Here is a 23,535-nt window from a genome sequence, read left to right on the forward strand (position 1 = left end):
GAATTATCTCAGGGATAACCGAGAGTGGTTTTGATCTGCTGCAGGTTAGCGGCGATCCAACGCTTGTCGATCGGCCCCCAGTCGCGAATCTGGTAGTGACCGGCGTTGTTGCGTTCGCCCTCGCTCTGCTCGAACTGGCAGTCGATATCCAGCTCGGCGAGGGCGGTCAGGGTGTCCTGTGCGGTGCGCCGGGGCATGCCGGTGGCGTCCATCAGTGCCGGCACGCTGACGGCCTGGCCGCTGTCGATCAGCCAGGCCACGTAGAGGCGGCGGTAGAAGCTGGTGCGGGTCTTGCTCGTCTGCATGGTGACTTCCTGTTCGTATCCGAGCGCCTTAGCAGGCTGTTGAAAAACTACCTACGTTGCCATTGCTGCGTTAAAAACAGGCTCAAAATGCTCATTTACAGCTCGTAAACTGCGCTTTCTCGCCTGTTTTTGCCTTGCACTGGCTGCCTCGGCTACGTTTTTCAACGGCCTGCTAGCCAATCAGGCGGCGAACATCAGCATATAGGTGACGGCACCGGCCAGGTAGCCGATGAAGGCCAGGCCGCTGATCTTCTTCAGGTACCAGATGAAGTTGATCTTTTCCATGCCCATGGCGGCCACGCCAGCAGCCGAGCCGATGATCAGGCAGCTGCCGCCGGTCCCGGCGCAGTAGGCGAGCATTTCCCAAAAGTTGCCGTCGACCACGAAGTTGCGCAGCCATGGCAGCTCGCTCGCTGCGGCCGCCGCCAGGTTTTCAGGGCTGACCAGTGGATACATCTTCATGGCACCGGCAACCATCGGCACGTTGTCCACCACGGCCGAGAGCATGCCGATGGAGATGGCGATGCTGTAGATATTGCCCAGGCTGTCCTTGAGCAGGGTCGCCACCTGGATCAGGTGGCCGGCGCTGGACAGCGCGGAAACCGCCAGCAGGATGCCGAGGAAGAACAGCACGCTGGTGATGTCGATACGGCGCAATACGCCCACTACCGACAGCGGGTCCTTCTCTTCGCTGTTCTTGCTGCGGTGGATGATCTCGGTGGTGATCCACAGCAGGCTGAGGCCGAAGAGGATGCCCATGTATGGCGGCAGATGGGTGATGGTCTTGAACACCGGCACGAAGATCAGCGCACCGAGGCCCAGGCAGAACACCAGGTTACGTTCGAAGGGCGTGGTCGGGTCGCGACGGCTCTCGGCGCTTTCCTTGATACGCGGTTCAGCCACTTCACCCTTGAGGCGGAAGCTCATGATCAGCAGCGGCACCAGCAGGCAGATCAGGCTGGGCAGGAACAGCTTGGTGATGATGCCGGTGGCGGTGACCTGATTGCCAATCCACAGCATGGTGGTGGTCACGTCACCAATTGGCGACCAGGCGCCGCCGGCGTTGGCGGCAATGACCACGATGCCGGCGTAGAACCAGCGCTCGTGGCGGTCGGCGATCAGCTTGCGCAGCAGCGAGATCATCACGATGGTGGTGGCCAGGTTGTCCAGCGCAGCGGACAGGAAGAAGGTGATCAACCCCACCAGCCACAGAAGGTGCACGCGCTTGTGGGTGCGGATGCGATCGGTGATGACCTTGAAGCCCTCGTGGGCATCGATCAGCTCGACGATGGTCATGGCGCCCATGAGGAAGAACAGGATCTCGGAGATCTCGCCGAGGTGGTGGCGCAGTTCTTCCACCACGTGATGGGTGTTGGTGCTGGAGCCGGCGGTGCCGGTGCCGAGCATTGGCAGGATGCTATCTGCGCCAAGAACCAGCAGGGTCCAGGCGATCACGGCGGTGAGCAGGGCGGAGGCTGCCTTGTCGATCTTTAACGGGTGCTCAAGTGCAATGCACAGGTAGCCGAGGACGAAGACGAGTGCCATCAACGCATACATGTTCGGAGTTCCGCTCTGATTTTTATTAGTGGGGACGTGCCGGAGGGCTGCTGCCAGGCGGGTGAAGATGCCTGAAACAATTGGAAAAAGGGAAGGTTTTTATAGCGAAAGGAGCAAAAGAGATGAGCGCTTTGCTACTTAATGAGGCGTTCGGGCCGCTGCGCTGGCTGGCCCGAACGGCTGCGAAATCAACCGGCAGTCTGCTGTTTGGGCGGCAGCAGGTAGGCGAGGGCTATGGCCAGCACTGGCATGATCAGGTTGAAGAAGCAGTACGGCAGGTAGCTCAACGTCGCCACGCCCAGCGTCGCGGCCATGTAGGCGCCACAGGTATTCCAGGGCACCAGCACCGAGGTCAGGGTGCCGCCGTCTTCCAGCGCGCGTGACAGGTTGGTTGGCGCCAGGCCGCGTTTTTCGTATTCAGCGCGGTACATGCGCCCTGGCAGCACCAGGGCGATGTACTGATCGGCGGTGATGACGTTGGTGCCGATGGTGGTGGTAATGGTGCTGGCGACCAGGCCGCTGTTGCTGCGCACCAGGCGCAGGGCACTCTGCAGCAGGCGCTGCAGCAGGCCGAGGCGCTCAAGTACGCCGCCGAAGCACATGGCGCAGATGATCAGCCACACCGTGGTGAGCATGCTGGCCATGCCGCCCTTGGACAGCAGGCCATCAAGCTCGGCGTTGCCGCTGGCCGATTCATAACCGGCGAACAGCGCAGTCCATACCGTTTTCAGCGGCGCCAAGGCGCCAGCTTGTGGGTCAGTCAGGCGCGCCATCACCTCCGGCTGGAACACCACTGCGAATACCGCACCGAGCAGGGCGGCGAGAAACACCGCTGGGAAAGCTGCCCACTGGCGTACCGCGAGCAGCAGCAGGAAGGCCACGGGCAACAGCAGGTGCCAGCCGAGATTGAACTGTGCCTCCAGCGCGCTGAGCACCTCGGCGATACGGCTGGTGTCATGTTCGGCGCTGGCCTGCTGGCCGAGGGTAAAGAAGATCGCCAGGGCGATCAGCAACGCCGGCACCGTGGTGCGCAACATGTTGCGGATATGTGCGAACAGGTCGGCGCCGGCAGCGGCTGGCGCCAGGTTGGTGGTGTCCGATAGTGGCGACAGCTTGTCGCCGAAGTAGGCGCCGGAAATGATCGCGCCGGCGGTGATCGCCGGGTCCAGCCCCAGGCCTGCTGCCACGCCCATCAGACCGATGCCGAGGGTGCCGGCTACCGTCCACGAGCTGCCGATGGACAGCGCGGTGAGCGCGCAGATCAGGCAACTGGTGAGATAGAAATACTCAGCGCTGATCAGCTTCAGACCCAGCCAGATCATGGTCGGCACCGTGCCGGCGAGAATCCAGGTGCCGATCAGCGCACCGACCGCCAGCAGAATCAGGTTGGCTTTCATCGCCATGTGGATGCCAGCGAGTATGCCTTCTTCGATCTCGGCCCAGCGCAGACCATTTTTCAGGCCGACCAGGCCGGCGACGAAGGCTGCGCTCATCAGCGCGATCTGGTTCGGGCCGCTGGAGGAGGCGTCACCGAACAGGTAAACGGAGAGGCTGAGCAGCACGACGAGCACGCCAATCGGCAGCAAGGCGTCGAGCAGGGAAGGGGAGCGGGCAGTCATGGGTGTTCCGGGAAATCAAACTAACCGTGGGAGGGGCTTCAGCCGCGACTTTGCGGTTAAAGCTCGCGGCTGAAGCCCCTCCCACAAAAAACAAACCCGCGCCGGTTGGGGCGCGGGTCTGTGGGTGTCGCGCGGTGATCAGAGTGCGGCGATCTTGCCGCGCTGCTCGACCATCTTGGCCAGGGCTTGTTCAGCCTCGGCCAGCTTGGCGCGCTCTTTATCGAGCACTTCGGCCGGCGCCTTGGCGACGAAGCCTTGGTTGCTCAGCTTGCCGCCGACGCGCTGCACTTCGCCTTCCAGGCGACCGATTTCCTTGTCCAGGCGCGCCAGTTCGGCGTCCTTGTCGATCAGCCCGGCCATCGGTACCAGCACTTCCATCTCACCGACCAGAGTGGTGGCGGACATCGGCGCTTCTTCACCGGCAGCCAGCACGCGCACTGACTCCAGCTTGGCCAGCTTGCTCAGCAGTGGCTCGAAGTCGGCCAGGCGGCGCAGGTCTTCGGCACTGGCGTTGGCAACGATGATATCGATGCGCTTGGCCATGGAGATCTTCATCTCGCCACGGATCTGGCGCACGCCCAGCATCAGTTGCTTGACCCACTCGATGTCGCCTTCGGCGGCGGCGTCGATGCGGCTCTCGTTGGCCACCGGCCAGGGTTGCAGCATCAGCGTTTCGCCCTGCACGCCGGCCTGGGCCTTGATGCGCTGCCAGATTTCTTCGGTGATGAAGGGCATGAACGGGTGAGCCAGGCGCAGGATCACTTCCAGCACGCGCACCAGGGTGCGGCGGGTGCCGCGCTGGCGCTCGATGGGCGCGTTCTCGTCCCACAGAACCGGCTTGACCAGCTCCAGGTACCAGGCGCAGTACTCGTCCCAGATGAACTCGTACAGAGTTTGCGCCGCCAGGTCGAAGCGGAAGGCGTCGAGGTGGCGGGTCACGTCAGCCTCGGTGCGCTGCAGGGCGGAGATGATCCAGCGGTCCACCGGCGACAGCTCGACTGCCTCGCCGTTGATGCCGGTGTCCTTGTCATCGGTGTTCTCGATGACGAAGTTGGCGGCGTTCCACAGCTTGTTGCAGAAGTTGCGGTAGCCCTCGACGCGGCCCATGTCGAACTTGATGTCGCGGCCGGTGGAGGCCAGCGCCAGGTTGGTGAAGCGCAGGGCGTCGGTGCCGTAGGCGGCGATGCCATCGGGGAATTCGGCGCGGGTCTGCTTGGCGATCTTCTCGGCCAGCTTGGGCTGCATCATGCCGCTGGTGCGCTTGGCCACCAGGGATTCGAGGTCGATGCCGTCGACGATGTCCAGCGGGTCGAGCACGTTGCCCTTGGACTTGGACATCTTCTGACCCTGACCATCGCGCACCAGACCGTGCACGTAGACGGTCTTGAACGGAATCTGCCCTGTCAGGTGGGTCGACAGCATGATCATCCGGGCGACCCAGAAGAAAATGATGTCGAAGCCGGTGACCAGCACGTCGGTGGGGTGGAAGGTCTTGAGGAAGTCGGTCTGCTGCGGCCAGCCAAGGGTGGAGAAGGTCCACAGGCCGGAGCTGAACCAGGTGTCGAGCACGTCGTCGTCCTGGCGCAGGTTGGCATCGCCGAGGTTGTGCTTGGCACGGACTTCCGCTTCGTCGCGGCCAACGTAAACGTTGCCGGCATCGTCGTACCAGGCCGGAATGCGGTGGCCCCACCACAGCTGACGGCTGATGCACCAGTCCTGAATGTCACGCATCCAGCTGAAGTACATGTTCTCGTACTGCTTGGGCACGAACTGGATTTCGCCACTCTCGACCACGGCGATGGCTTTTTCGGCCAGCGGCTTGGTGGAGACGTACCACTGGTCGGTCAGCCACGGCTCGATAACGGTGCCGGAGCGGTCGCCCTTCGGCACTTTCAGGGCGTGGTCGTCGATCTTCTCCAGCAGGCCGGCGGCGTCGAAGGCGGCGACGATCTGCTTGCGCGCGACGAAGCGGTCGAGGCCGGCGTATTCGGCTGGCAGGCTGCCATCGATCTCGGCGTTTACGCTACCGTCGATATTGAACACCTGGGCCTGAGCCAGCACGGCGGCGTTCTTGTCGAAGATGTTGATCAGCGGCAGGTTGTGGCGTTTGCCCACTTCGTAGTCGTTGAAGTCATGCGCCGGGGTGATCTTCACGCAGCCGGTGCCGAACTCTGGGTCGCAGTAATCATCGGCGATGATCGGGATGCGGCGGCCCAGCAGCGGCAGCTCGACGAAGCTGCCGATCAACGCCTTGTAGCGCTCGTCTTCCGGGTGCACGGCCACGGCGCTGTCGCCGAGCATGGTTTCCGGGCGGGTGGTGGCGACGATCAGGTAATCATTGCCTTCAGCGGTTTTCTTGCCATCGGCCAGCGGGTAGCGCAGGTTCCACAGCGAGCCCTTCTCGTCGTGGTTTTCCACTTCGAGGTCGGAGATGGCGGTGTGGAACTTGGTGTCCCAGTTGACCAGGCGCTTGCCGCGATAGATCAGGCCGTCTTCATGCAGACGTACGAACGCTTCTTTCACGGCTTCGGACAGGCCGTCGTCCATGGTGAAGCGCTCGCGCGACCAGTCCACCGAGCTGCCAAGGCGGCGAATCTGACGGGTGATGGTGCCGCCGGACTGTTCCTTCCATTCCCAGACCTTCTCCAGAAATTTCTCGCGGCCCAGGTCGTGGCGGCCAATACCGTCGGCGGCCAGCTGACGCTCGACCACCATCTGCGTGGCGATGCCCGCGTGGTCGGTGCCCGGCTGCCACAGGGTGTTGCGGCCCTGCATGCGGCGGAAGCGAATCAGCGCATCCATGATCGAGTTGTTGAAGCCGTGGCCCATGTGCAGGCTGCCGGTGACGTTCGGCGGCGGGATCATTATGGTGTACGGCTCGCCCGAGCCTTGCGGGGCGAAGTAGCCCTTGGCTTCCCAGTTCTGGTACAGGGCGGTTTCAATGGCGTGCGGCTGGTAGGTCTTGTCCATGCGCGGCGGGACCCTTTGACGGCTGATCGGAAAAGCCGACAAGTATACCGCTTCTGAGCACCAAGCCATAAGCCCTGCGCTATAGGGCAGACCAGCGTTCGGTTTTGTAGGAGCTCCGCCTCGGGGCGAAGCTTTTGCTGTCGGGTGGCAAACTCTTGCCCCGGGGCGGGGCAGGGATTACTTGCGTGGCGGCAGCAGGCGCGGCAGGCGGGCTTCGAGGCGGCGCTTGAGTTCGGCCTCGATCTGCGGCACGAAATCGTCGATCACGTCCTGCAGGATCAACTGGGCGGCGGCGCGCAACTCGCCATTCAAATGCTGCAGATCGCGGGCGCTGTCATGCAGGCGCGGCTCGATGCTGTCGCGCAGCGGGCTTGGTGCTGGCGCAGGCTGCGAGGCTGGTGTCGGTTTGGGCGTCGGCGTTGCATGAAAAGGCGGCGGCGGGCCGGGCGGCGCGCTGACGATGTCGGACAGTACCGGAATGCTGTCCGGGTCCAGCGAGTCGATCAGCAGTGGCGGTTCGCTGCCGTTATCGCCCAGCAGCTCGCGAATCGACTCCAGGTCGTGCAGCAGCTGAGCAGGTTTTTGTGGGGGCTTGGGGGTGTCCATGGTTATCGGCGCAGCGAGAAAAAGGGCTGGAATGGCTTGTGTTGTGAGCGTGCACGGACACTAAAGTTCGACGCGTTGCGGATCATACCCGCGCTGGCGATAAGTACGGAAATTCTCGCGACAGGCGCTCAGCAACTCGGGCTGCTGATTGACGATCTCGATGATGCGGGAAAAGCGCTCGACATGCGGCGACAGACTGCTGCCTAAGTTGATCAGCACGCCCTGCTCGGTACTCGGCACTTCGTCGATGCCCAGTACCACGGGTGACAGTGGTGCTTCATGGTGCAAGTCATGGGGTACGAAGCGTTCGGCTTTGAACGTCCACAGCAGTTCGTCGAGTTCACCACACTGCGCCTCGTCGCTGCCGCGAACGAACACCGGCAGGCCGGCGCTCCACGCCTTGAGCGCCAGTTGGCAGGCGGCGCGCAAGCGGCCCGTGGCGTCTTTGGAGGAGAGAACGTAGAACTCGATTCTGGGCATCTGAAGATTTTCGATGTTGAAGGGCGGCTGTAGGAGCGAGCTCTGCTCGCGAATCTTGGCAATACAAAAGCTTCGCGAGCAGAGCTCGCTCCTACGATATCCATCGTAGCCCGGACTGTGTCCGGCTACAGGCGCATCAGACCTTGGCGCGATCCAGCAGGTACTGGGTCAGCATCGGCACTGGACGGCCGGTACCGCCTTTGTCCTTGCCGCCGCTGATCCAGGCGGTGCCGGCGATATCCAGGTGCGCCCAATGGAAGTTCTTGGCAAAACGCGACAGGAAGCAGCCTGCGGTGATGGTGCCGGCCTTCGGCCCGCCGATGTTGGCGATGTCGGCGAACGGGCTGTCCAGCTGCTCCTGGTACTCGTCGTATAGCGGCAGTTGCCAGGCGCGGTCGTCGGCGCTTTCGCCAGCCTTGAGGATCTGCTTGATCAGCGCGTCGTTGTTGCCCATCAGACCGGAGACGTTGCTGCCCAGGGCGACGATGCAGGCACCGGTGAGGGTGGCGATATCGATCACCGCCTGCGGCTTGAAACGCTCGGCGTAGGTCAGGGTGTCGCACAGCACCAGACGGCCTTCGGCGTCGGTGTTGAGGATTTCCACGGTCTGCCCGCTCATGGTGGTGACGATGTCGCCCGGGCGGGTCGCACGGCCGCTGGGCATGTTCTCGGCGCAGGCCAGCAGGCACACCAGGTTGATCGGCAGTTGCAGCTCCAGCACGGCCTTGAGGGTGCCGAACACGCTGGCGGCGCCGCACATGTCGTACTTCATCTCGTCCATGCCGGCTGCCGGCTTGATGCTGATGCCGCCGGTGTCGAAGGTGATGCCCTTGCCGACCAGGGCGAAAGGTTTGTCATCCTTCTTGCCGCCCTGGTAGTGCATGACGATCATCCGCGGCGGCTGCTCGCTGCCCTGGGCTACGGCGAGGAAGGCGCCGGCACCCAGTTCCTTGAGTTTCTTCTCGTCGAGGATTTCGACCTTGAGGTTCTTGTGCGCCTTGCCCAAAGCCTTGGCTTCTTCAGCCAGGTAGCCGGGGTGGCAGAGGTTCGGCGGCAGGTTGCCCAGATCCTTGGTGAAGGCGACGCCGCTGGCGATGGCGCGGGCGTGTTGCAGGCCGCGTTCGGCGTCGGCCAGCTCGGCCTTGTCGACAACCAGGGTGATTTTCTTCAGTGCACGTGGGTCGGCTTTCTGGCTCTTGAACTGCTCGAACAGATAGGTGCCATCGGCCAGCGTCTCGACGATCAGGCGGGTCTTGCCGTAGCTGTCGCGGCCCTTGACCTTGAGTTCGCCCAATGCGAGCAGGGCATCGCTGCCGCCCAGGCCTTTGAGTACGCCATGCACGCTTGCAACCAACTTGCGCAGTTGACGGTCGGATAGATCACCCTTGCCGCAGCCGACCAATAGCACGCGCTCGGCCTTGAGCCCCGGCAGGCTGTGCAGCAGCAGGGTCTGGCCCGGCTTGCCGGCGATGTCGCCGCGCTTGAGCACGGCGCTGAGCGCACCGTTGCTGGCCAGGTCGACGGCCTTGGCGGTGTCGCCGAGCTTGCGGCCTTCACCGATGGCGACGACCAGGGTGGCGGTTTTCAGGGTTTCTGCACGGGTGCTTTTGACGAGGAATTCCATAGTGAGCTGTCCCCAAGACAAAGAGTCGGGTTTGACGGATAATGGCCGCCATTTTTCGAGGGTCCACCCTGCGGTGGGCCGGCAAGTAGGTGCAGCTAGTGTGAGCGCTCGCGCCTGAGCCTGACAACCCTGGAGCGTCCGGTTTGATCGTCTTCCGTTATCTGTCCCGTGAAGTGCTGGTGACCCTCAGTGCGGTGAGTGCCGTGCTGCTGGTGATCATCATGAGCGGTCGTTTCATCAAATATCTGGCCCAGGCCGCACAGGGTGTACTCGATCCTGGTGTGCTGTTTCTGATCATGGGTTACCGGATTCCCGGCTTCCTGCAACTGATCCTGCCGCTCGGCCTGTTCCTCGGTTTCCTGCTGGCCTACGGGCGCCTGTACCTGGACAGCGAGATGACGGTGCTGTCTGCCACCGGTGTCAGTCAGCAGCGCCTCACCGTCTACAGCCTGGCGCCGGCGCTGATCGTCGCTCTGTTGGTGGGCTGGCTGAGCATGGGCCTGGCGCCGCAAGGTGTGGCCAGCGTAGCGCGCATCCTCAACGAGCAGGACGCCCTGACCGAACTCGATACTCTGGTACCGGGGCGCTTCCAGTCGCTGCGCGATGGGTCGCGGGTGACCTACTCGCAGGAGCTGTCGCCTGATCGCAGCGAGCTGCGTGGCGTGTTCATGTCGGAGAAACGCTTCTCCACCGATGGCACCTCGGAGCGCGGCATTACCGTGCTGGTAGCCGAAAGTGGTCGTCAGGAAATTCAGGAAGATGGCAGCCGCTATCTGATTCTGGAAAACGGCTATCGCTATGACGGCGAGCCGGGCGAGGCCGATTATCGGGCCATCCAGTACGACACCTATGGTGTGTTGCTACCCAAGCCCGAAGTTGCCATCGAGGCCAGTGAGCGCGAGGCGACGCCGACTCGTGAGCTGTTCGGCAGCGACGATCCGCGCATGCAGGCCGAGCTGCAATGGCGCCTGTCACTGCCGTTGCTGGTGTTCATCGTCACCCTGCTGGCCGTGCCGCTGTCGAAGGTCAATCCGCGTCAGGGGCGCTTCCTCAAACTGTTGCCGGCTATCTTCCTCTATATGGCTTACCTTGGCCTGCTGATCGCCGCTCGTGGTGCGCTGGACAAGGGCCGTTTGCCGGCGGCGCTGGGGTTGTGGTGGGTGCATGGCATCTTCTTCGCCATCGGCATGCTGTTGTTGTATTGGGAGCGTCTGAGTCTGTGGTGGGCCAGTCGTCGTGCGCCGGTGTCGGAGGTGGCTCATGGCTAAGTTGGATCGCTACATTGGCACTCAGGTGTTCTTCGCCATTCTGGCGGTGCTGGGCATCATTCTCGGCCTGGCACTGCTGTTCGCTTTCATCGACGAGTTGGGCGACCTGAACAAGGGCGATTACGGTCTTGGTCAGGCGCTCTGGTACGTCTTGCTGACCGCGCCTCGCCGCGCCTACGAGATGCTGCCGATGGCGGCGCTGATCGGCTGTCTGATCGGTCTCGGTACGTTGGCCAGCAACAGCGAGTTGACCATCATGCGTGCGGCCGGTGTTTCCATCGGGCGCGTCGTCTGGGCAGTAATGAAGCCCATGCTGGTGCTGATGCTGGCCGGCATTCTGATCGGCGAATACGTTGCGCCGCTGACCGAAAACCAGGCGCAGGCGGATCGCGCCCTGGCTCAGGGGGGTGGTGCGGCGCAGAGCTCCAAGCGCGGTATGTGGCACCGTCAGGGGCAGGAATACGTGCACATCAACGCCGTGCAGCCCAATGGCGTCCTGCTCGGGGTGACGCGTTACCGCTTCGATGACGAGCGTCGCCTGCTTTCCTCCAGTTTCGCCCGTCGCGCCGAATACCGTGACAACCACTGGATGCTGCGCAACGTGCAGACCACGCTGCTGCATGAGGACCGTTCCGAGGTGATCAATCAGCCGGAAGAGCGCTGGGAGATCGAACTCAATCCCGAGCTGCTCGGTACCGTGGTGATGGAGCCAGAGGCGCTGTCGGTCACCGGGCTGTGGCAGTACATCCATTACCTCGGTGAACAGGGGCTGAACAACGCGCGCTACTGGCTGGCGTTCTGGACCAAGGTGCTGCAGCCGCTGGTAACCGGCGCGCTGGTCTTGATGGCGATTTCCTTCATCTTCGGTCCGCTGCGCTCGGTGACCCTGGGGCAGCGCGTATTTACCGGTGTCTTAGTGGGCTTCATCTTCCGTATCGCCCAGGACCTGCTTGGTCCATCGAGCCTGGTGTTCGGTTTCTCGCCGCTGCTGGCGGTGTTGGTGCCGGCCGGTATCTGTGCGCTGGCCGGGGTTTGGCTGTTGCGCCGAGCTGGATGAGTCGTTTGCACGCATGAAAAAGCCGGTTCATTGAACCGGCTTTTTTGCATCTGCTCTGGGCTATTTTTTGTGAATGTTCTTCGGCAACTGCACCATGCGGCTGTCGGAGTAGATGTCGTGCCAGGTGCGGCCCTGCTTGTCCCACAGTAGCCAGAGGAATCCCAGGCCGGCGAACAGCCAGGAGCCAATGGCGACCACGAAGCGCAGCAGTGCCTGCCACAGGTCGATGGCGCTGCCATCGGCATTCTGGATGCGAAGCCCCCAGGCCTGCATGCCCAGTGTCTGGCCATTGTGCGTCCAGAACTTGGCGAAGAAGGCGAACAGCGACAGCAGCACCAGGCTGGCGAGAATCGGGTCATGATCCAGGGCGCCGGCCTCGGCCATGGCCATCAGTGCATCGCCGCCGTGAATCAGGCGCAGAATGCCCTGTTGATAGATTAGGGTGACCACCATGATCAGTGCCACGCAGAGCAGGAAGTCGTAGAAGAGGGCCGCCAGGCGACGAATCAGCCCGGCAGTGGGGAAGTCTCCCTGCGGACGTAATTGGTGTTTCGGCATGATGGGCTCGCTGAGACGAAAGTGCGCGCCATTCTAACCGCGACTTTGCGATCAATATAAAGATGTACGTGGGCTATCTGTAACCTGGCGCTGCGAAAGGTGAGTTACAGAAATGACAGGCAAAAAAAACCCCTGACTGATATCAGGGGTTCTTCAAAGCAGCGGCGATTAGCCCAGGACTTGAACCTGGTCAGCCTGCATGCCTTTTTGACCTTGCACAGCTACGAAGCTGACTTTCTGGCCTTCTTTCAGGCTCTTGAAGCCGTTACCTTCGATCGCGCGGAAGTGCACGAACAGATCCGGACCGCTTTCGGGAGTGATAAAACCAAAACCTTTCTCGTCGTTAAACCACTTGACGGTACCGTTCTGACGATTCGACATGTCTTTTTCCTTGAAACTAGAGTTGATGACAGCCTCCAAGTATAGAGGGCTGAGACTGGTTGCAAGGAGTAATAGAAGTCGAGCGGGATGTAGCGGATCTAGATGATCTGCTGCACCAGAGTCACGATTCACAGCGACCCATGCAAACAGTTGACTCACTCTACGCTAACTTTTGCGCAATTGCCAACCCCCGCCAGCAAGGTCGCCGGCCAGGTTTTGCGGGGCTTGTCGGGGTGTCGGAAAAGTTTTTCGGCAACATGCTTGCAACAATTGCCCAAGTTGTTCGCGCAGATACGAAAAAGCCCGCAAGACAATGTCTTGCGGGCTTCGAATCGTGGTGCCCCGGGGGAGACTCTAAGTCGCGTGGCAGTTAGCGGCAGTTTCTGCCAGTACCGTGCAGGCACCGCATTAGAAGGGTTTCGCCGTTTTGCGCTGCCGCAGTACGGGGCAGTTTCGGGCAGTTCCGTGTTAGTGTTTACGCCAAAATTACGCCAAACAGGGGGCAGGCGTGGCGTCGTACAGGAAGCGAAGCGGGGGCTGGCGGGCTGAGATCGTAAAGCGTGGCGTGCGGGAGTCTCAGACCTTTCCGACCAAGGCTCAGGCCGTGGCCTGGGCAACGCAGCGCGAGGCCGAGATTCTGGCCGCAATACCTGGCCATTCGTCCGGCAGCAATTCCACTCTGGCAGATGCCATCGGCCGGTACAAGGCTGAGGTGACGCCTACAAAGGAAGGCAAGCGCTGGGAGGAAGTTCGCCTAGATAAGCTGCTCAACGAACTGGAGTTCGTAGGCGAGCGCCTGGGCGACGTGACGGCGGACCAGATCGCCGAGTGGCGTGATGCCCGGCTGAAGCTGGTGGAAGGCCCGAGCGTGCGGCGCGAGATGACGTTGCTGTCCAGCGTGTTCGAGCAGGCGCGCACTGAGTGGAAGTGGTGCCGGCATAACCCGGTGCGAGAGGTGAAGCGGCCCGGCAACAACCGGCCGCGTGATCGGCGCATCAGTGCTGATGAGGAGAAGGCCCTGCTCGATGGTATGGGCTATGTCGAAGGCCAGCCGCCCGCCACCAAAACGCAAGAAGTGGCCTATGCCTTCCTGATCGCCCTGGAAACGGCAATGCGCCAGGGCGAGATCCTGGGGCTGACCAAGCCTGCCACGCGGCTTGCTGATCGCTATGTGCGGCTGGCCACGACCAAGAACGGTGACGCGCGCAACGTACCGCTGACCAAGCGCGCGGTGCAGCTGCTGCAGATCCTGCTCGATGCGGCGAAGGGGCGGGACAATCTCTTCACGGTCAACTCGGTCAATGCCGACGTGTTGTTCAGGAAGGTGCGGGACCGGCTGGAGATCAACGACCTGCGTTTTCACGATACCCGGCATGAGGCCACGACGCGCCTGGCCAGGAAGCTCGATGTGCTGGATCTGGCCCGGATGACCGGGCACCGTGATCCACGTTCGCTGATGGTTTACTACAACGCCACGGCCACCGAGGTGGCCGGTCGGTTGGATTGATCAGGCGGCCTTGCGGCCGGCCCTGCCTGTGGGGAGTTTCGAGGCGTTCTTTCTGGCCCAGCTGCGCACGTCGACGGCAAACCACCGCTTGGCCGCGCGTGGGCCGGTGTCGCATGGCTGCAGCGGCGCGGGGAAGTCCGGCCGGGTCACGACCCGGCGCTCTGTGGAATCAGTGGATAGCTTGAGGTAGTCGGCGATGTCCTCGGCGGTCCATAGCTGATCCTCGGCCGGCACCTGCGGCCGCTTGAGCTGGGCGACCAGATCCTGCAGGGCAGCGAGCAGGCTGGCCTGATCCTCGGGCAGTTGGTTGATGGGTTCGTTCATGCTGCCTCCTGCATAACTTCAACTTCTCTCGGGAACAGCGGGTTGGCTTGCAGCAGGGCCTTGTAGGGCAGGGGCGAGACTGAGTTGCCCACCATCTTGACCTTGGCCTTGTTGCTGAACCGGCGCCCGTCGTGGCCGATGTCGATCTTGTATGTCGGGCGGAAGCCCTGGATCAGGTACAGCTCGCGCGGGGTGAGCATGCGCATGCCGATATCAACGATCACATAGGGGCTGCCCTTGATGGTCACCGTCACCAGTGCGAGGCGGTCGCGGGTGGTGATGGTGGCGGCTGGGTTGCGCGGGTCGTAGGTGTTGTCTGACCCGTAGTAGCCCATCAGGAACGCCGCCACGCGCTCGGCCCCTGCCTGGTGCTCCGGCGACAGCGTGCATTCCATCAGCGCCAGGTGCGTGCCGCCGGCGGTGATTGCTGGGGCCTGGTCGCGCAGATCCTCGCCGACGCTGTTGTTGCGCAGGGTGATCAGGCTGGCCGTGACAACGTTCTGCTGGCTGCCGGTGGTGGTCAGGGCAGTGGCTGGCTCTGCTGGATGACGGCCCAGCGTGGCGTTGTACCCGCCGTTGTGTTGCGCCAGGTAGGCGACGCCGACCGCACGGTGGTTCTCGGTGAGGATCGCGCCGGCCGGTTGCTCGCAACTGGTCGGCTTGCCGGCGTAGCTTGGGCTGCCAGCGCCCACCAGCACCGGAGCGACCACGGCGAAGTGCCCGCCCTTTACCTCGCTGCAGATGGTGCGCCCGGGCTCGGCCGCGCTCATGTTGCGCTGGTTGCTGGCGTTGGCGTGCTCGGTGATGAACGGGGCGAGCAGCGGTTGCGCGACGGCGAAGCCATGGCTGCCGGTGATCGTCGCGGCTGGTTCGTTCACGGCCTGGCCACGGAACTCGGCGCCGCCGTGGTTCACGCTGACGATGAACGGGTCGGCGTGTTCCAACACGTAGCGGCGCACGCCCTTGCGCAGGCGCTCCATGGTCTTGCCGACCAGCGGGCGGCGCACGCCTGCAGCTTTGCCGGCCTCGGCGTCGAGGAAGATCGACGGACACGGCAGGCTCCAGTCGATGTAGGTGGCCACCGGCACCCATGGCAGCTGGCCCGGCCCTGGCACCTTGGCGTGGGTCGCCTCGGGCCAATTCAGTTGTACGCCGTCGCGGCGGGCGATGAAGAACAGGCGCTCGCGCGTGGTGGCGGCGCCGAAGTCGGCGGCGACCATCTTGTCGAAGTGGAACTGATAGCCCTTGTCACGCAGCAGGTGCAGGAAGCGCGCCCAGGTCTTGCCGCGCCGCTTCACGTCGGGCACCAGATACTGCCGCTGTACGGGCACGCGCTCGCCTGGTTCGGCTACGCGGTTCACCGGTTTGCCGGTGACGGGGTGCGGCACCATGTCGAGCGTGATCACTCGGCCGGTGTCCGGGCAGCGCTTGGCCACCAGCGGCCCCCATTGGAGGATCTGCATCACGTTCTCCATGGTGAGCATCAGCGGCAGCGTTTGGCCTACCCACTTGATGACCATCCACGACAGTGACCGGCTTTCCTTGCTGCGCGGCTGACCGCCACGGGCCTGGCTGTGGTGCGTGCATTCCGGGCTGGCGTGCAGGCGGCCGACCGGACGGCCCTGGGTTGCAACGCGCGGCTCGACTAGGCGGATGTCTTCGCGGTAGTGGGTCGTCTGTGGGTGGTTGACGATGTGCATGCTGATCGCGTCGTCATCGTGGTTGATGGCGATGTCGACGCATTCCCCGGTGGCTTCTTCCATGGCGTCAGAGGCGCCACCGCCCCCGGCGAACAGATCGATGTTGAGGTACTCGCGCAGGTCCAACGGCAGCTGTGCCTGGTAGACGGCCTGGGCGAGGTCGTGACGGCGAAAGGCTGTCATTGGGCATCCTCCTGGCTGACCGGCAGCGTGTGCCCGTGGCAGGCAGGGGAGGCGCTGTGCCAGGCAATCGCGGTCGGATCATGGCGAACGGTTGGCCATTCCGCGGCGTCTGGATGGGTCGCATACCCCTCGACAAGCTGCGCGTGCGGGCGGTTTTGAGAGCGGAGCGATGGGCTCAACTCGCGGGCGCGGCGCACGCCTGTCGTGGGGTGTGCAGCTGCTGCGCAGCTGGCGGGCAGGGTATTGGATGATGTCGCGCCTTCGGCGCGGCGGTTTATAACGCCCCCGCGCGAGTCCTGCAGGCGGCCGGCTTGCACCGTGCACGGCAGGTTCAGCGGGTGACGGCCGCCGCCGTGCTGTCGCACGGCAGTGGCGATGGTGGTGGCGGGGGCTTGGGTCATGCCTTCACCTCCTGCGCCCAGTTCATGAGCCCTGCAGGCGAGCCGGTGCCTGTGCCGTGGACCAGCTCGCGCTCGGCCTGGGCGAATACCTTGGCGCGGTGAGTGGTGGACAGCAGCTCCATCAGCTGATGGTGGTAGGCCTGGCGGGCGTAGGCGGGCGTCCATTCGGGGATTGCTTTGTTCAGCGGCTGCACGCCTTCGAGGCATGCCCAGGGCTCGGGGTGCGGGGGCATGAGCTGCTGACGCTCGGTGGCGAGGGCGATCATGTCCGCCTCGTGCACGCAGTCGGGCAGCTCAGGGTCAAGGTCGAAGCGTTCGCAGATGGTCACCCACATGCGGGCCTCCAGCTGCTTGTAGGTATCGATCAGGATCGACAGCCCGTTGAACTCGGCGTCATTGAAGATGCGCAGCGAGCTGGCATAGCCCCAGGCGTCTGTCGGCTTGAGCGCGTGGAGGTTGAGCACTTCCATCCATGCATTGTTACGGCGCTTGGCGGCTTCGATCATTAGCAGCTTGATGGGGCGGGCAATGTCGGCCAGGTAGGCCTCGGTGGCGTCGTGCAGCAGGCCGGCCAGCTTGTGCTCCTGCGGCACGATGTCGGCGACGATCAGGCAATGCTGTGCGACCGAGTAGTGGTGGCGGGTCTGGCCATTGAAGCGGCAGACGAAGGCCAGGCCGTGGCAGATGTCGTCGATGCGGATCTGTTTGGCCTGGGGCTTGAGGATGTCCACCTGGGTGGCGCTTTGGGTGAGTATCCAAGTCATGTCAGGCGGCCTCTTTCTTAAGGTCGACCAGCAGCACCGCGTTGCGGGTATCGGTGCGCAGTTTCCAGAGGGTTTCGGCGCCGCACTGGATGCGGATCTGGTTCTGCAGCTCGGTGTGTTCGCGCTCCAGCTGGGCGAGCTTGGCGATGGCGCGGTCGTAGTCGTGCTGCAGCTTGCCGGCCGCCTCGGGGGTGAGGCGCAGCAGGGGGAAGTTACGGCGGATCATGCTGCGTCCTCCTGCACAGCGAGGCGGGCAGTTTCGGCGGTGCGCTGATTGCGCTCGTCGCTGTCGGCTTTGGCCTTAGTCAGGAGATCGCGCAGGTGCTCGGGCAGCTCGCTGCCATAGGCATTGAAGGTGATAGTTGCCAGCCCTTCATCCGGGTTGATGCCGGTGACTGCGGTGCGGTCAAGCCACTCGATCAGGTCGGTGTCGGTGATGCCCTGGTAGTCGTAATCGCACAGGCGCGGTGGCTGGTCGAGGATGGCCTTGACGCGCTCGGCAAGGGCGTTGATCTGCGCTTGTGCCAGGGCCGGCTGGTTGGTCTTGCTGGTGCCGCTGCGCGCTACCTGGTGGGCGGCGATGCCGAGTTGCTTGGCGGCCAGCTTGAGGGTCAGCCAGTCATCGCTGGTGAGGCGCTTGGCGGTTTCTTCATTCAGGGCTGCGAGCAGATCACGGATGACGTTTTCGCGGTCGTTCTCGGCGAAGTGCATGTGCTCTCTGAGCTTGGCCAGGGTGGCGGCGTGGTCGGCCGTCTCCAGCTCGATACTCTGGCGAAGCGCTGCCATTTCGCGGGTGCGTGCGTCGAGCAGGTCGCGGGCTTCGCCCAGGTCGGCGCGGACGTTGCCGACGATCTTGCGCCAGTAGTTCTTCGCGACGTTGTGGCCTTGCTCGTAGCCTGCCGCTTTGCCGGTGCGCAGGCCGATGCAGTAGAAGATGGAGCCGGCGATGGCGGCGCAGCTGAGTGCGGCGAAGATGCTGTAGATCTGCGCGGTGGTGAAGGTGATGAGTTCCATGTGGTGCTCCTCGGGTTGGTCGTTCGCTGGTGGTGGCAGCGGGTACGGCTGTCAGGTGGTTTTGGGTGGATCAGTACGGGGCGAAGTCGCCTGTCTCAGCGAACTGCTGCAGGAATGGCAGCAGCGCCTTCACTTGGTCTTGCGTCAGGTGCATGCGGCCACTGCACAGCGCCCCGGCAGGCAGCGGCATTTCCTGCCATCCGCGCTGATCGCTGCCTGGTTTCGGCAGGATCATCACCTTGGGCGTGTTGATGCCCAGCCAGATGCAGCGCTCGTCTGCCAGGCTGCTCAGTTGAAGGCTGCTCTCGTGGTGGTAGTGGTCGACAAAGTCGATTCGCGGGAAGCCGCGCGGGGCGCTGGGTTTGAGTTCCATAGGTCAGCTCTCCTGCTCTTTGCCCAGCACCTTGGCCAGGGCGTCGTCGGCTTGGCCGGCACGTTGGTCGATGTGGGCGGCCAGGTGGTGGATCTCGATGTAGCGCAGTGCCTTGCCGCTGTCCTGCAGGGTCGTGACCGGCAGGGGAAGTTCTGCGGTGCCGACCTGGCGGCCGAAGCGGTCTGCGTTGAGGTTGCGGAACAGCTCAGTGCGCAAGGTCTCCAGCGGGATCAGGACGGTGCCGAACATGCGAAAGAGCATGTCCAGCGTCGTCGGCCTGGGGGCTGGCAGCAGGCGCAGGGGCTGCTGCTGGTCGTTGGGTGGGCTCATGCGCGGCGCGCCTCACGGGCTTTGCGCGGCAGCAGGCGCAGCGGGTTTTTGTTGGGGTGGCGAGCCTTGGGCTTGGCCTGGCCCGTGTTGATGCCAAACGCGGCGATAGCCTGGTTGAGCTGGCTAAGCACGCCTTGGGCGGTGGAGCCGAAGCCGGTGAAGCGGATCTCGTCGGCCTTGCCGATGGCTTCGATGTAGGCGAACAGCTCGATGCCGCTCAGGTTCGGGCCAAGGCGCAGGGTGGTGCGGTGGGTGAAGCCTTCGCCCATGGCCTCGGTGAGGCGGGCGACGGCGCCTTCGAGCTGCATGTGCTGCAGCTGCAGGTCGGTGGCCTGGCCGAGGCGCAGGCCGGCCGCGCTGGCAGCCAGGTGCAGGGCGCTGCTGATGACTTCGCTGTTGCGCTGTGCCTCGGGCATGCGCAGCAGGTCCAGCAGGGTGTCGTCGAGTAGCTTGATGTCTTTCATTGTTTGCTCCGGGCTGGGTGTTCCCAGGCGTTGCGGCCCATGGTGCGCACGAGGGCGCGCAGGTGTTCGGGCACGTGGTTGGCAATGGCTGCTTTGCGCTCGTCCAGGGTGGGCAGCTTCGAGATGACGGTCACCCACTGGCGGGCAGAGGTAGGGGTGATCTGCCGCCCGTCCGGGGTGGTGTAGAGGAGGTCAGGCGACATCGCCCGGGTCCGCCTTTGGTTCGGGCATTGGGCGCTCGATGCCGAGCTTGTCGGCGAGCCACGGGATACCGGCATCGGTGACGCGGGTGGTGCGAGTGAGCCGCCAGCCCTTGGTGTCGCTGTAGAACGGGTTCTCGCGCGTCACCAGATAGAGCTTGGTCAGCTCGGGATTCGCCGGCAGATTGAAGGTGTCCAGCAGGCCCTTTTCGCGCATCAGCTTCATCATGGCGCGATGCTTGAGCCCGAGGCGTTCGGCGGTGTCTTTGAGTGAATGGCTCATGTGACCTCCTACGCTGCGGCCACGCGCTGGGGCGTGGCGATGATGTGCAGGTGCTCGATGCTGATCAGCAGGCGCTTGAGGCATTCGCGCTGATCGCCGCGCACGGTGAAGCACTTGGTACGCGGGCGAGCGGTGCCAATGCTGGCGATGACGGTCACGCCCTCGGCCGGTCGGGTGCGGTGCACTGCGACGTTGATGGGGTGCTCGTGGCCGGTTTCGAGGCTGGTAAAGCCGCCGTAGCGCACCATGTGCTTGAGCCGGCCTAGCTGGGTTTCGCTCAGTAGGGCGTCGGGCTCGGGCAGAAGGGGCTGGCGGGTTACGCGGGGCGGTGCCGGCTCGCCGCCGTCGACGCGGCCGTTGGCAATGGCGTCGATAAAGTCCGCCACCTGCAGGTGCTTCTCGGGGTGCGCGGTCTGCACGTCCATGCTGTGCACCGTTTCGCCCATCTCGATGCGAACGGTCGTACGGAACTGGCCACGCTCGATACCGATGCGGAACATCACCTGATCGCGGCTATAGGGCATGCGCGAAACAGTGTGATTGAACGTGCCGGTGAGGTTGAGCTGGGCACTCAGGCGCTGCAGGGCGTCTTCGGGGAGGGCGAAGTTCATGCTGCCACCTCCTGCGGTTGGTTTTCTGGCAGGTAGGCGGCCAGCGCGGTCTTCAGCTGCTCAAGCTCTGCAATTGGCTTGCTTGCTGGGTCTTCGTTGTCCCAAGGGTGCGGCTTGCCATGGCCGTAACGAATGTCGGCCTTGAAAAGGGGCGGCTTGCTGCCGGCGCCGATGTACTGGTGGTCGGCCGGATAGATCCGCACATAGACCGATTCAACATGGCCGGTGAGATCGACGAGGACGTGGAACTGGCCGGCGCTGGTGATGCGCAGGCCAAGGGCGCAGATGCTCAGAATGAGCGCTTCGATGGTCGGGTTCATGCCGCATGCCCTCCATCGTTCGGATCGAAGGGCGGCTGATCGGCCACGGTGTAACGGCGGTCGGCGGCTTCCCTGGGCAGGAAGTCGACGTGGCCGGTGGCGAACAGGAACTTGGGTTTTACGCGGGAGAACTGGCAGCCGGTGGCCTGGGCGGCGCGGCGTAGTTCAAAAACGCGCGTCTCCGGGCAGGAGGGCAGCGCGTGAAGGGATGCAGACATGGTTTACCTCGGCTCTGTGGTGGAGAGACGAGGCAAATCTACAAGTGATTTTGTAGGGTGGTCAACAGTTTTGTTTGTAGGCTTGTTTGTTGTCGCCTGTTAAAGCTGTTGGACCTTCCACATTCCACGGCCGCAAATGTGCCATTCCTCGGTCATGTGGATGTAGCGAGGATTCCAATCAGGGTTCAGGGCTTCGAGGAACCACTTGCCCTCCTCCTGGCGAAGCCGCTTGAAGGTGACTGAGTTGGAGTCAGTAAGTTTTGCGACTACGAAGTCGCCAGAGTTGGCTTCCTTATCGGGGTCAACCACAACCTTGTCGCCATCGGTGAAGCTAACGGCGGCGTTGGGGTTGTACATGCTGAACCCTTCAATACGGAGCACGAACGCTCTGGGGCCTACCGGCCCTGGGGCTTCGATCCACTCTTCTGCATCGCCTGGCTGAAAATTATCGACGGCCTCGCACCAGACGCCCGCTGCTACTGATCCAATCACTGGCAGTTTCCTTCCTGCTTCCCCGACTACAACGGCTTCTGAACCGTAGGGGATCGATGTTTCCCTCACCAGATTAGGGCCGGGGTGTGCTGGGTCTACCGCTTGAGGCGGTATTCCTAACACGCGGGCTATCTGCGCCAGGTACTTCGAATGCTTGGTCTTGCCTTGCTCGATGGCTGCGTATGACTGCTGGGTGAATGCTGCACCTTCGCCCAGCAGGGCACGCACGCCGGCCGCGACGTCGCCTTGGCTCAATTTGAGTTCGGTGCGGCGCCTCTTGAAAAGGTCGGCGATGACCTGGAGTCGTTTGGTTTGGGTAGTCATGCCGCGAATCTACAAATGTATTTGTTAATGAACAAACAAAATTGCCTGTTGCTACTTAACAGTTTTGTTTGTAGATTTGGGCCTGGCTTCACAAGAGGTTCCTGTCATGAGTCCCGAAGAGTTGATGGCTGAGGCTTTTGCCGAGGCCGTGAAGGCTGCCAAAGGGCAGTCGGCGCTTTCGCGAAGCCTGGCCGCCATGGGGCGTAAGGTTTCGCAGCAGTTGTTGCACCACCACCTGCGTGTCAACGGTCGTTGCCCTGCTGAGTGGGTGCTAGCCATTGAGTCGATCTCTGGCGTTAGCCGCTACCGGCTGCGTCCCGATGTTTTTGGCTCTGAGCCTGTGGCAGAGGATCAGGCCGCTTAGAAAAAAGGCGCCGTGAGGCGCCTCGTTTCCCGGCCGCCGTTGTAGCGGTGGCCGCCAGAGCCCGAGGGCTCTGTGTTTGCCTGCCTCTCCACCACAGATCAGCAGGCGTATGGACCACCTGACGAGGAGGGCCATGGCGTGGACTATATCAACAGCCCCCGCCCTGGTCACTGGCAGCTTGCTGCGGCGGCTGCCATACCCGAGGCGCGCACCACCACTGCGCGCCGAACCTGGGCCGGGATGCCTGGGGTTGTTCGTTCGCTGCCACCACCAGCGGGCGAGCTGCAAGGGCAGGGCCTGTGCGGAGCATGGGCCTTGCTCGGGGTGCGGTCGGTTCGCCGGCTGCATGCGACCACCTGACGACTATGAGGCCGTGCCTTCGGGCTGGCTTCGGGAGTTTTTGCCATGTCTTACCGTTCCCGCTGGAGCAGTATCGAGCGCGCGAAGCGTTCGATTCTGACTCTGCCTCAAGCGCTGCATCACGCGGCACACGACTACCCAGGCGGCGCCACCGCCATTGCCGCCGTTGACGGCCAGGTCAACCCGACCACCCTCAATCACAAGCTGTCCCTGACCAACCGCACGCACACACCGAACATCAATGACCTTGAGCTGGTGCTGGATTTGACCCGCGACCCGCGCATTGTTGACGCCATCCTGCACCCGATTGGCTGGGTGGGCATCGACATCAGCGATCTGCGCGAGACCGATACGCCCCAGGCCCTGCTGGCCAGCCTGGGCGACATGCTCAAGCGCGAAGGGGAGCTGATTAATCAGCTGACTAAGGCGCTGGCGGATGACCACCTGAACTGCGACGAGCTGGCCGAGTTCGAGCAGCTGGCCGAGCGCCTGGTGCAGGGTGTGTTCAAGTTGGGTGCGGTGGTGCGCCGCAAGCATGACGAGGGGCGAGCCGATGGCTGATATCGCTGATCGTGCGGCAGCTGAGTACGCCGTGTATGAGGAAGCCCGCGCTGCTGCCCGCCTGTCCAAGCCGGCGCCTGTGCATACCGAGTATTGCGATTCCTGCGGTGTGACGATCCCAAAAGCGCGCCTTGAAGCGCTGGCAGGGTATGACTGCCTGACCTGCATCGATTGCCAGGTGCTGCTGGATCGGAAAGGGGGTGGGCGATGAGCGAACCCATCAAGCTTGAGGTCGGGCGGACATATCGTGCCAAAAAACCTAGACCTGTGAGCTGCGGCCTAGCTCAGGTTGTTAACGACCGAACTGTCTTGTTCGT

Annotated in this window: 29 protein-coding genes; 5 read left to right on the top strand and 24 right to left on the bottom strand. The window is 63.2% G+C overall.

Features of this window, described 5'->3' with window-relative positions; all coding sequences use genetic code 11:
* Nucleotides 1-8: 8 nt before the first annotated feature.
* The 7 genes from CXP40_RS16080 to CXP40_RS16110 form a co-directional block, all read right to left on the bottom strand.
* The gene (locus CXP40_RS16080; RefSeq protein WP_106734586.1) at nucleotides 9-305 is read right to left on the bottom strand and encodes a helix-turn-helix domain-containing protein; all 297 of its coding nucleotides are present in this window, start codon (nucleotides 303-305) and stop codon (nucleotides 9-11) included.
* A 180-nt stretch (nucleotides 306-485) separates the two neighbouring features.
* Nucleotides 486-1,862 carry a sodium:proton antiporter NhaD gene (gene nhaD, locus CXP40_RS16085; RefSeq protein WP_106734587.1) on the bottom strand — a complete coding sequence of 459 codons (1,377 nt, stop codon included), beginning with the start codon at nucleotides 1,860-1,862 and terminating at the stop codon, nucleotides 486-488.
* A 188-nt stretch (nucleotides 1,863-2,050) separates the two neighbouring features.
* Nucleotides 2,051-3,481, bottom strand: coding sequence for a Na+/H+ antiporter NhaC (nhaC, locus tag CXP40_RS16090; RefSeq protein WP_106734588.1), 1,431 nt, complete (start codon nucleotides 3,479-3,481; stop codon nucleotides 2,051-2,053).
* 138 nt (nucleotides 3,482-3,619) lie between these two features.
* A complete protein-coding gene (locus CXP40_RS16095; protein ID WP_106734589.1) occupies nucleotides 3,620-6,451 on the bottom strand; it encodes a valine--tRNA ligase in 2,832 nt (943 codons plus the stop codon).
* A gap of 177 nt (nucleotides 6,452-6,628) precedes the next feature.
* Nucleotides 6,629-7,057, bottom strand: a complete 429-nt coding sequence (locus CXP40_RS16100) for a DNA polymerase III subunit chi (RefSeq protein ID WP_106734590.1) — start codon at nucleotides 7,055-7,057, stop codon at nucleotides 6,629-6,631.
* A 60-nt stretch (nucleotides 7,058-7,117) separates the two neighbouring features.
* Nucleotides 7,118-7,537 (bottom strand): DNA polymerase III subunit chi, encoded by a 420-nt coding sequence (locus CXP40_RS16105; RefSeq protein ID WP_106734591.1) that lies wholly within the window; start codon nucleotides 7,535-7,537, stop codon nucleotides 7,118-7,120.
* Nucleotides 7,538-7,673: 136 nt separating this feature from the next.
* Complete coding sequence (locus tag CXP40_RS16110; RefSeq protein ID WP_106734592.1) at nucleotides 7,674-9,161, bottom strand: leucyl aminopeptidase; 1,488 nt, start codon at nucleotides 9,159-9,161, stop codon at nucleotides 7,674-7,676.
* A gap of 143 nt (nucleotides 9,162-9,304) precedes the next feature.
* On the opposite strand from CXP40_RS16110, the gene lptF reads away from it, so the two are divergent.
* Together lptF and lptG are read left to right on the top strand one after the other, a co-directional pair.
* Entirely contained in the window at nucleotides 9,305-10,429 is a 1,125-nt protein-coding gene (lptF, locus tag CXP40_RS16115) for an LPS export ABC transporter permease LptF (RefSeq protein ID WP_106734593.1), read from the top strand.
* Complete coding sequence (gene lptG, locus CXP40_RS16120) at nucleotides 10,422-11,486, top strand: LPS export ABC transporter permease LptG (RefSeq protein ID WP_106734594.1); 1,065 nt, start codon at nucleotides 10,422-10,424, stop codon at nucleotides 11,484-11,486. The genes lptF and lptG overlap by 8 nt, the downstream gene beginning before the upstream one ends.
* 60 nt (nucleotides 11,487-11,546) lie before the next feature.
* On the opposite strand, the gene CXP40_RS16125 is transcribed toward lptG, so the two are convergent.
* Nucleotides 11,547-12,044, bottom strand: a complete 498-nt coding sequence (locus CXP40_RS16125) for an RDD family protein (RefSeq protein WP_106734595.1) — start codon at nucleotides 12,042-12,044, stop codon at nucleotides 11,547-11,549.
* Nucleotides 12,045-12,212: 168 nt separating this feature from the next.
* Entirely contained in the window at nucleotides 12,213-12,425 is a 213-nt protein-coding gene (locus CXP40_RS16130) for a cold-shock protein (RefSeq protein WP_003459665.1), read from the bottom strand.
* A 604-nt stretch (nucleotides 12,426-13,029) separates the two neighbouring features.
* Here CXP40_RS16130 and CXP40_RS16135 point away from each other — a divergent pair.
* The gene (locus CXP40_RS16135; protein WP_256579463.1) at nucleotides 13,030-13,932 is read left to right on the top strand and encodes a site-specific integrase; all 903 of its coding nucleotides are present in this window, start codon (nucleotides 13,030-13,032) and stop codon (nucleotides 13,930-13,932) included.
* Here the strand turns inward: CXP40_RS16135 and CXP40_RS16140 are convergent, their stop codons facing one another.
* From CXP40_RS16140 to CXP40_RS16210, 15 genes are all read right to left on the bottom strand, one after another.
* Nucleotides 13,933-14,256, bottom strand: a complete 324-nt coding sequence (locus CXP40_RS16140) for a hypothetical protein (protein ID WP_106734597.1) — start codon at nucleotides 14,254-14,256, stop codon at nucleotides 13,933-13,935. It abuts the gene before it with no gap.
* Nucleotides 14,253-16,139, bottom strand: a complete 1,887-nt coding sequence (locus CXP40_RS16145) for a DNA cytosine methyltransferase (protein ID WP_106734598.1) — start codon at nucleotides 16,137-16,139, stop codon at nucleotides 14,253-14,255. Before CXP40_RS16145 ends, CXP40_RS16140 begins: the two co-directional genes overlap by 4 nt.
* Nucleotides 16,136-16,540, bottom strand: a complete 405-nt coding sequence (locus CXP40_RS16150) for a hypothetical protein (protein WP_106734599.1) — start codon at nucleotides 16,538-16,540, stop codon at nucleotides 16,136-16,138. The genes CXP40_RS16145 and CXP40_RS16150 overlap by 4 nt, the downstream gene beginning before the upstream one ends.
* Nucleotides 16,537-17,304: a phosphohydrolase gene (locus CXP40_RS16155; protein ID WP_177429686.1), complete on the bottom strand. Its 768-nt coding sequence runs from the start codon at nucleotides 17,302-17,304 to the stop codon at nucleotides 16,537-16,539. Before CXP40_RS16155 ends, CXP40_RS16150 begins: the two co-directional genes overlap by 4 nt.
* A 1-nt stretch (nucleotide 17,305) precedes the next feature.
* Entirely contained in the window at nucleotides 17,306-17,530 is a 225-nt protein-coding gene (locus CXP40_RS16160; RefSeq protein ID WP_256579464.1) for a hypothetical protein, read from the bottom strand.
* Nucleotides 17,527-18,318, bottom strand: a complete 792-nt coding sequence (locus tag CXP40_RS16165) for a hypothetical protein (RefSeq protein ID WP_106734600.1) — start codon at nucleotides 18,316-18,318, stop codon at nucleotides 17,527-17,529. Before CXP40_RS16165 ends, CXP40_RS16160 begins: the two co-directional genes overlap by 4 nt.
* A gap of 70 nt (nucleotides 18,319-18,388) precedes the next feature.
* Nucleotides 18,389-18,691 carry a hypothetical protein gene (locus CXP40_RS16170; RefSeq protein ID WP_106734601.1) on the bottom strand — a complete coding sequence of 101 codons (303 nt, stop codon included), beginning with the start codon at nucleotides 18,689-18,691 and terminating at the stop codon, nucleotides 18,389-18,391.
* A gap of 3 nt (nucleotides 18,692-18,694) precedes the next feature.
* Nucleotides 18,695-19,021, bottom strand: a complete 327-nt coding sequence (locus CXP40_RS16175) for a pyocin activator PrtN family protein (protein WP_106734602.1) — start codon at nucleotides 19,019-19,021, stop codon at nucleotides 18,695-18,697.
* The gene (locus tag CXP40_RS16180) at nucleotides 19,018-19,485 is read right to left on the bottom strand and encodes a hypothetical protein (RefSeq protein ID WP_106734603.1); all 468 of its coding nucleotides are present in this window, start codon (nucleotides 19,483-19,485) and stop codon (nucleotides 19,018-19,020) included. The genes CXP40_RS16175 and CXP40_RS16180 overlap by 4 nt, the downstream gene beginning before the upstream one ends.
* Entirely contained in the window at nucleotides 19,482-19,688 is a 207-nt protein-coding gene (locus tag CXP40_RS16185) for a hypothetical protein (protein ID WP_106734604.1), read from the bottom strand. The genes CXP40_RS16180 and CXP40_RS16185 overlap by 4 nt, the downstream gene beginning before the upstream one ends.
* Nucleotides 19,678-19,968: a phage antirepressor KilAC domain-containing protein gene (locus CXP40_RS16190; RefSeq protein WP_106734605.1), complete on the bottom strand. Its 291-nt coding sequence runs from the start codon at nucleotides 19,966-19,968 to the stop codon at nucleotides 19,678-19,680. The genes CXP40_RS16185 and CXP40_RS16190 overlap by 11 nt, the downstream gene beginning before the upstream one ends.
* Nucleotides 19,969-19,976: 8 nt before the next feature.
* Complete coding sequence (locus tag CXP40_RS16195) at nucleotides 19,977-20,579, bottom strand: hypothetical protein (RefSeq protein ID WP_106734606.1); 603 nt, start codon at nucleotides 20,577-20,579, stop codon at nucleotides 19,977-19,979.
* A complete protein-coding gene (locus CXP40_RS16200) occupies nucleotides 20,576-20,899 on the bottom strand; it encodes a hypothetical protein (RefSeq protein WP_106734607.1) in 324 nt (107 codons plus the stop codon). Before CXP40_RS16200 ends, CXP40_RS16195 begins: the two co-directional genes overlap by 4 nt.
* Entirely contained in the window at nucleotides 20,896-21,117 is a 222-nt protein-coding gene (locus CXP40_RS16205; RefSeq protein WP_106734608.1) for a hypothetical protein, read from the bottom strand. Before CXP40_RS16205 ends, CXP40_RS16200 begins: the two co-directional genes overlap by 4 nt.
* Before the next feature lie 99 nt (nucleotides 21,118-21,216).
* A complete protein-coding gene (locus CXP40_RS16210; protein WP_106734609.1) occupies nucleotides 21,217-21,933 on the bottom strand; it encodes a LexA family transcriptional regulator in 717 nt (238 codons plus the stop codon).
* 106 nt (nucleotides 21,934-22,039) lie between these two features.
* Here CXP40_RS16210 and CXP40_RS16215 point away from each other — a divergent pair, with 106 nt between their 5' ends.
* Complete coding sequence (locus tag CXP40_RS16215) at nucleotides 22,040-22,297, top strand: YdaS family helix-turn-helix protein (protein ID WP_106734610.1); 258 nt, start codon at nucleotides 22,040-22,042, stop codon at nucleotides 22,295-22,297.
* 405 nt (nucleotides 22,298-22,702) lie between these two features.
* Nucleotides 22,703-23,218: a phage regulatory CII family protein gene (locus CXP40_RS16220; protein WP_106734611.1), complete on the top strand. Its 516-nt coding sequence runs from the start codon at nucleotides 22,703-22,705 to the stop codon at nucleotides 23,216-23,218.
* Nucleotides 23,219-23,535: the final 317 nt, after the last annotated feature.

Origin of the sequence: Pseudomonas sp. YY-1, assembly GCF_002843095.1 — a bacterium.
GTDB classification, from domain to species: domain Bacteria; phylum Pseudomonadota; class Gammaproteobacteria; order Pseudomonadales; family Pseudomonadaceae; genus Aquipseudomonas; species Aquipseudomonas sediminis_A.

Bases quoted from the DNA above. Each gene is read 5' to 3' on its own strand.
- nhaC (WP_106734588.1), bottom strand. From the start codon at position 3,481: ATGACTGCCCGCTCCCCTTCCCTGCTCGACGCCTTGCTGCCGATTGGC.
- CXP40_RS16210 (WP_106734609.1), bottom strand. From the start codon at position 21,933: ATGACTACCCAAACCAAACGACTCCAGGTCATCGCCGACCTTTTCAAG.
- CXP40_RS16165 (WP_106734600.1), bottom strand. From the start codon at position 18,318: ATGGAACTCATCACCTTCACCACCGCGCAGATCTACAGCATCTTCGCC.
- CXP40_RS16215 (WP_106734610.1), top strand. From the start codon at position 22,040: ATGAGTCCCGAAGAGTTGATGGCTGAGGCTTTTGCCGAGGCCGTGAAG.
- CXP40_RS16130 (WP_003459665.1), bottom strand. From the start codon at position 12,425: ATGTCGAATCGTCAGAACGGTACCGTCAAGTGGTTTAACGACGAGAAA.
- CXP40_RS16205 (WP_106734608.1), bottom strand. From the start codon at position 21,117: ATGTCTGCATCCCTTCACGCGCTGCCCTCCTGCCCGGAGACGCGCGTT.
- lptG (WP_106734594.1), top strand. From the start codon at position 10,422: ATGGCTAAGTTGGATCGCTACATTGGCACTCAGGTGTTCTTCGCCATT.
- CXP40_RS16170 (WP_106734601.1), bottom strand. From the start codon at position 18,691: ATGGAACTCAAACCCAGCGCCCCGCGCGGCTTCCCGCGAATCGACTTT.
- CXP40_RS16105 (WP_106734591.1), bottom strand. From the start codon at position 7,537: ATGCCCAGAATCGAGTTCTACGTTCTCTCCTCCAAAGACGCCACGGGC.
- CXP40_RS16110 (WP_106734592.1), bottom strand. From the start codon at position 9,161: ATGGAATTCCTCGTCAAAAGCACCCGTGCAGAAACCCTGAAAACCGCC.
- CXP40_RS16200 (WP_106734607.1), bottom strand. From the start codon at position 20,899: ATGAACCCGACCATCGAAGCGCTCATTCTGAGCATCTGCGCCCTTGGC.
- CXP40_RS16145 (WP_106734598.1), bottom strand. From the start codon at position 16,139: ATGACAGCCTTTCGCCGTCACGACCTCGCCCAGGCCGTCTACCAGGCA.
- CXP40_RS16095 (WP_106734589.1), bottom strand. From the start codon at position 6,451: ATGGACAAGACCTACCAGCCGCACGCCATTGAAACCGCCCTGTACCAG.
- CXP40_RS16180 (WP_106734603.1), bottom strand. From the start codon at position 19,485: ATGAAAGACATCAAGCTACTCGACGACACCCTGCTGGACCTGCTGCGC.
- CXP40_RS16195 (WP_106734606.1), bottom strand. From the start codon at position 20,579: ATGAACTTCGCCCTCCCCGAAGACGCCCTGCAGCGCCTGAGTGCCCAG.
- CXP40_RS16080 (WP_106734586.1), bottom strand. From the start codon at position 305: ATGCAGACGAGCAAGACCCGCACCAGCTTCTACCGCCGCCTCTACGTG.
- CXP40_RS16160 (WP_256579464.1), bottom strand. From the start codon at position 17,530: ATGATCCGCCGTAACTTCCCCCTGCTGCGCCTCACCCCCGAGGCGGCC.
- nhaD (WP_106734587.1), bottom strand. From the start codon at position 1,862: ATGTATGCGTTGATGGCACTCGTCTTCGTCCTCGGCTACCTGTGCATT.
- CXP40_RS16155 (WP_177429686.1), bottom strand. From the start codon at position 17,304: ATGACTTGGATACTCACCCAAAGCGCCACCCAGGTGGACATCCTCAAG.
- CXP40_RS16190 (WP_106734605.1), bottom strand. From the start codon at position 19,968: ATGAGCCATTCACTCAAAGACACCGCCGAACGCCTCGGGCTCAAGCAT.
- CXP40_RS16100 (WP_106734590.1), bottom strand. From the start codon at position 7,057: ATGGACACCCCCAAGCCCCCACAAAAACCTGCTCAGCTGCTGCACGAC.
- CXP40_RS16220 (WP_106734611.1), top strand. From the start codon at position 22,703: ATGTCTTACCGTTCCCGCTGGAGCAGTATCGAGCGCGCGAAGCGTTCG.
- CXP40_RS16140 (WP_106734597.1), bottom strand. From the start codon at position 14,256: ATGAACGAACCCATCAACCAACTGCCCGAGGATCAGGCCAGCCTGCTC.
- CXP40_RS16125 (WP_106734595.1), bottom strand. From the start codon at position 12,044: ATGCCGAAACACCAATTACGTCCGCAGGGAGACTTCCCCACTGCCGGG.
- CXP40_RS16175 (WP_106734602.1), bottom strand. From the start codon at position 19,021: ATGAGCCCACCCAACGACCAGCAGCAGCCCCTGCGCCTGCTGCCAGCC.
- CXP40_RS16185 (WP_106734604.1), bottom strand. From the start codon at position 19,688: ATGTCGCCTGACCTCCTCTACACCACCCCGGACGGGCGGCAGATCACC.
- CXP40_RS16150 (WP_106734599.1), bottom strand. From the start codon at position 16,540: ATGACCCAAGCCCCCGCCACCACCATCGCCACTGCCGTGCGACAGCAC.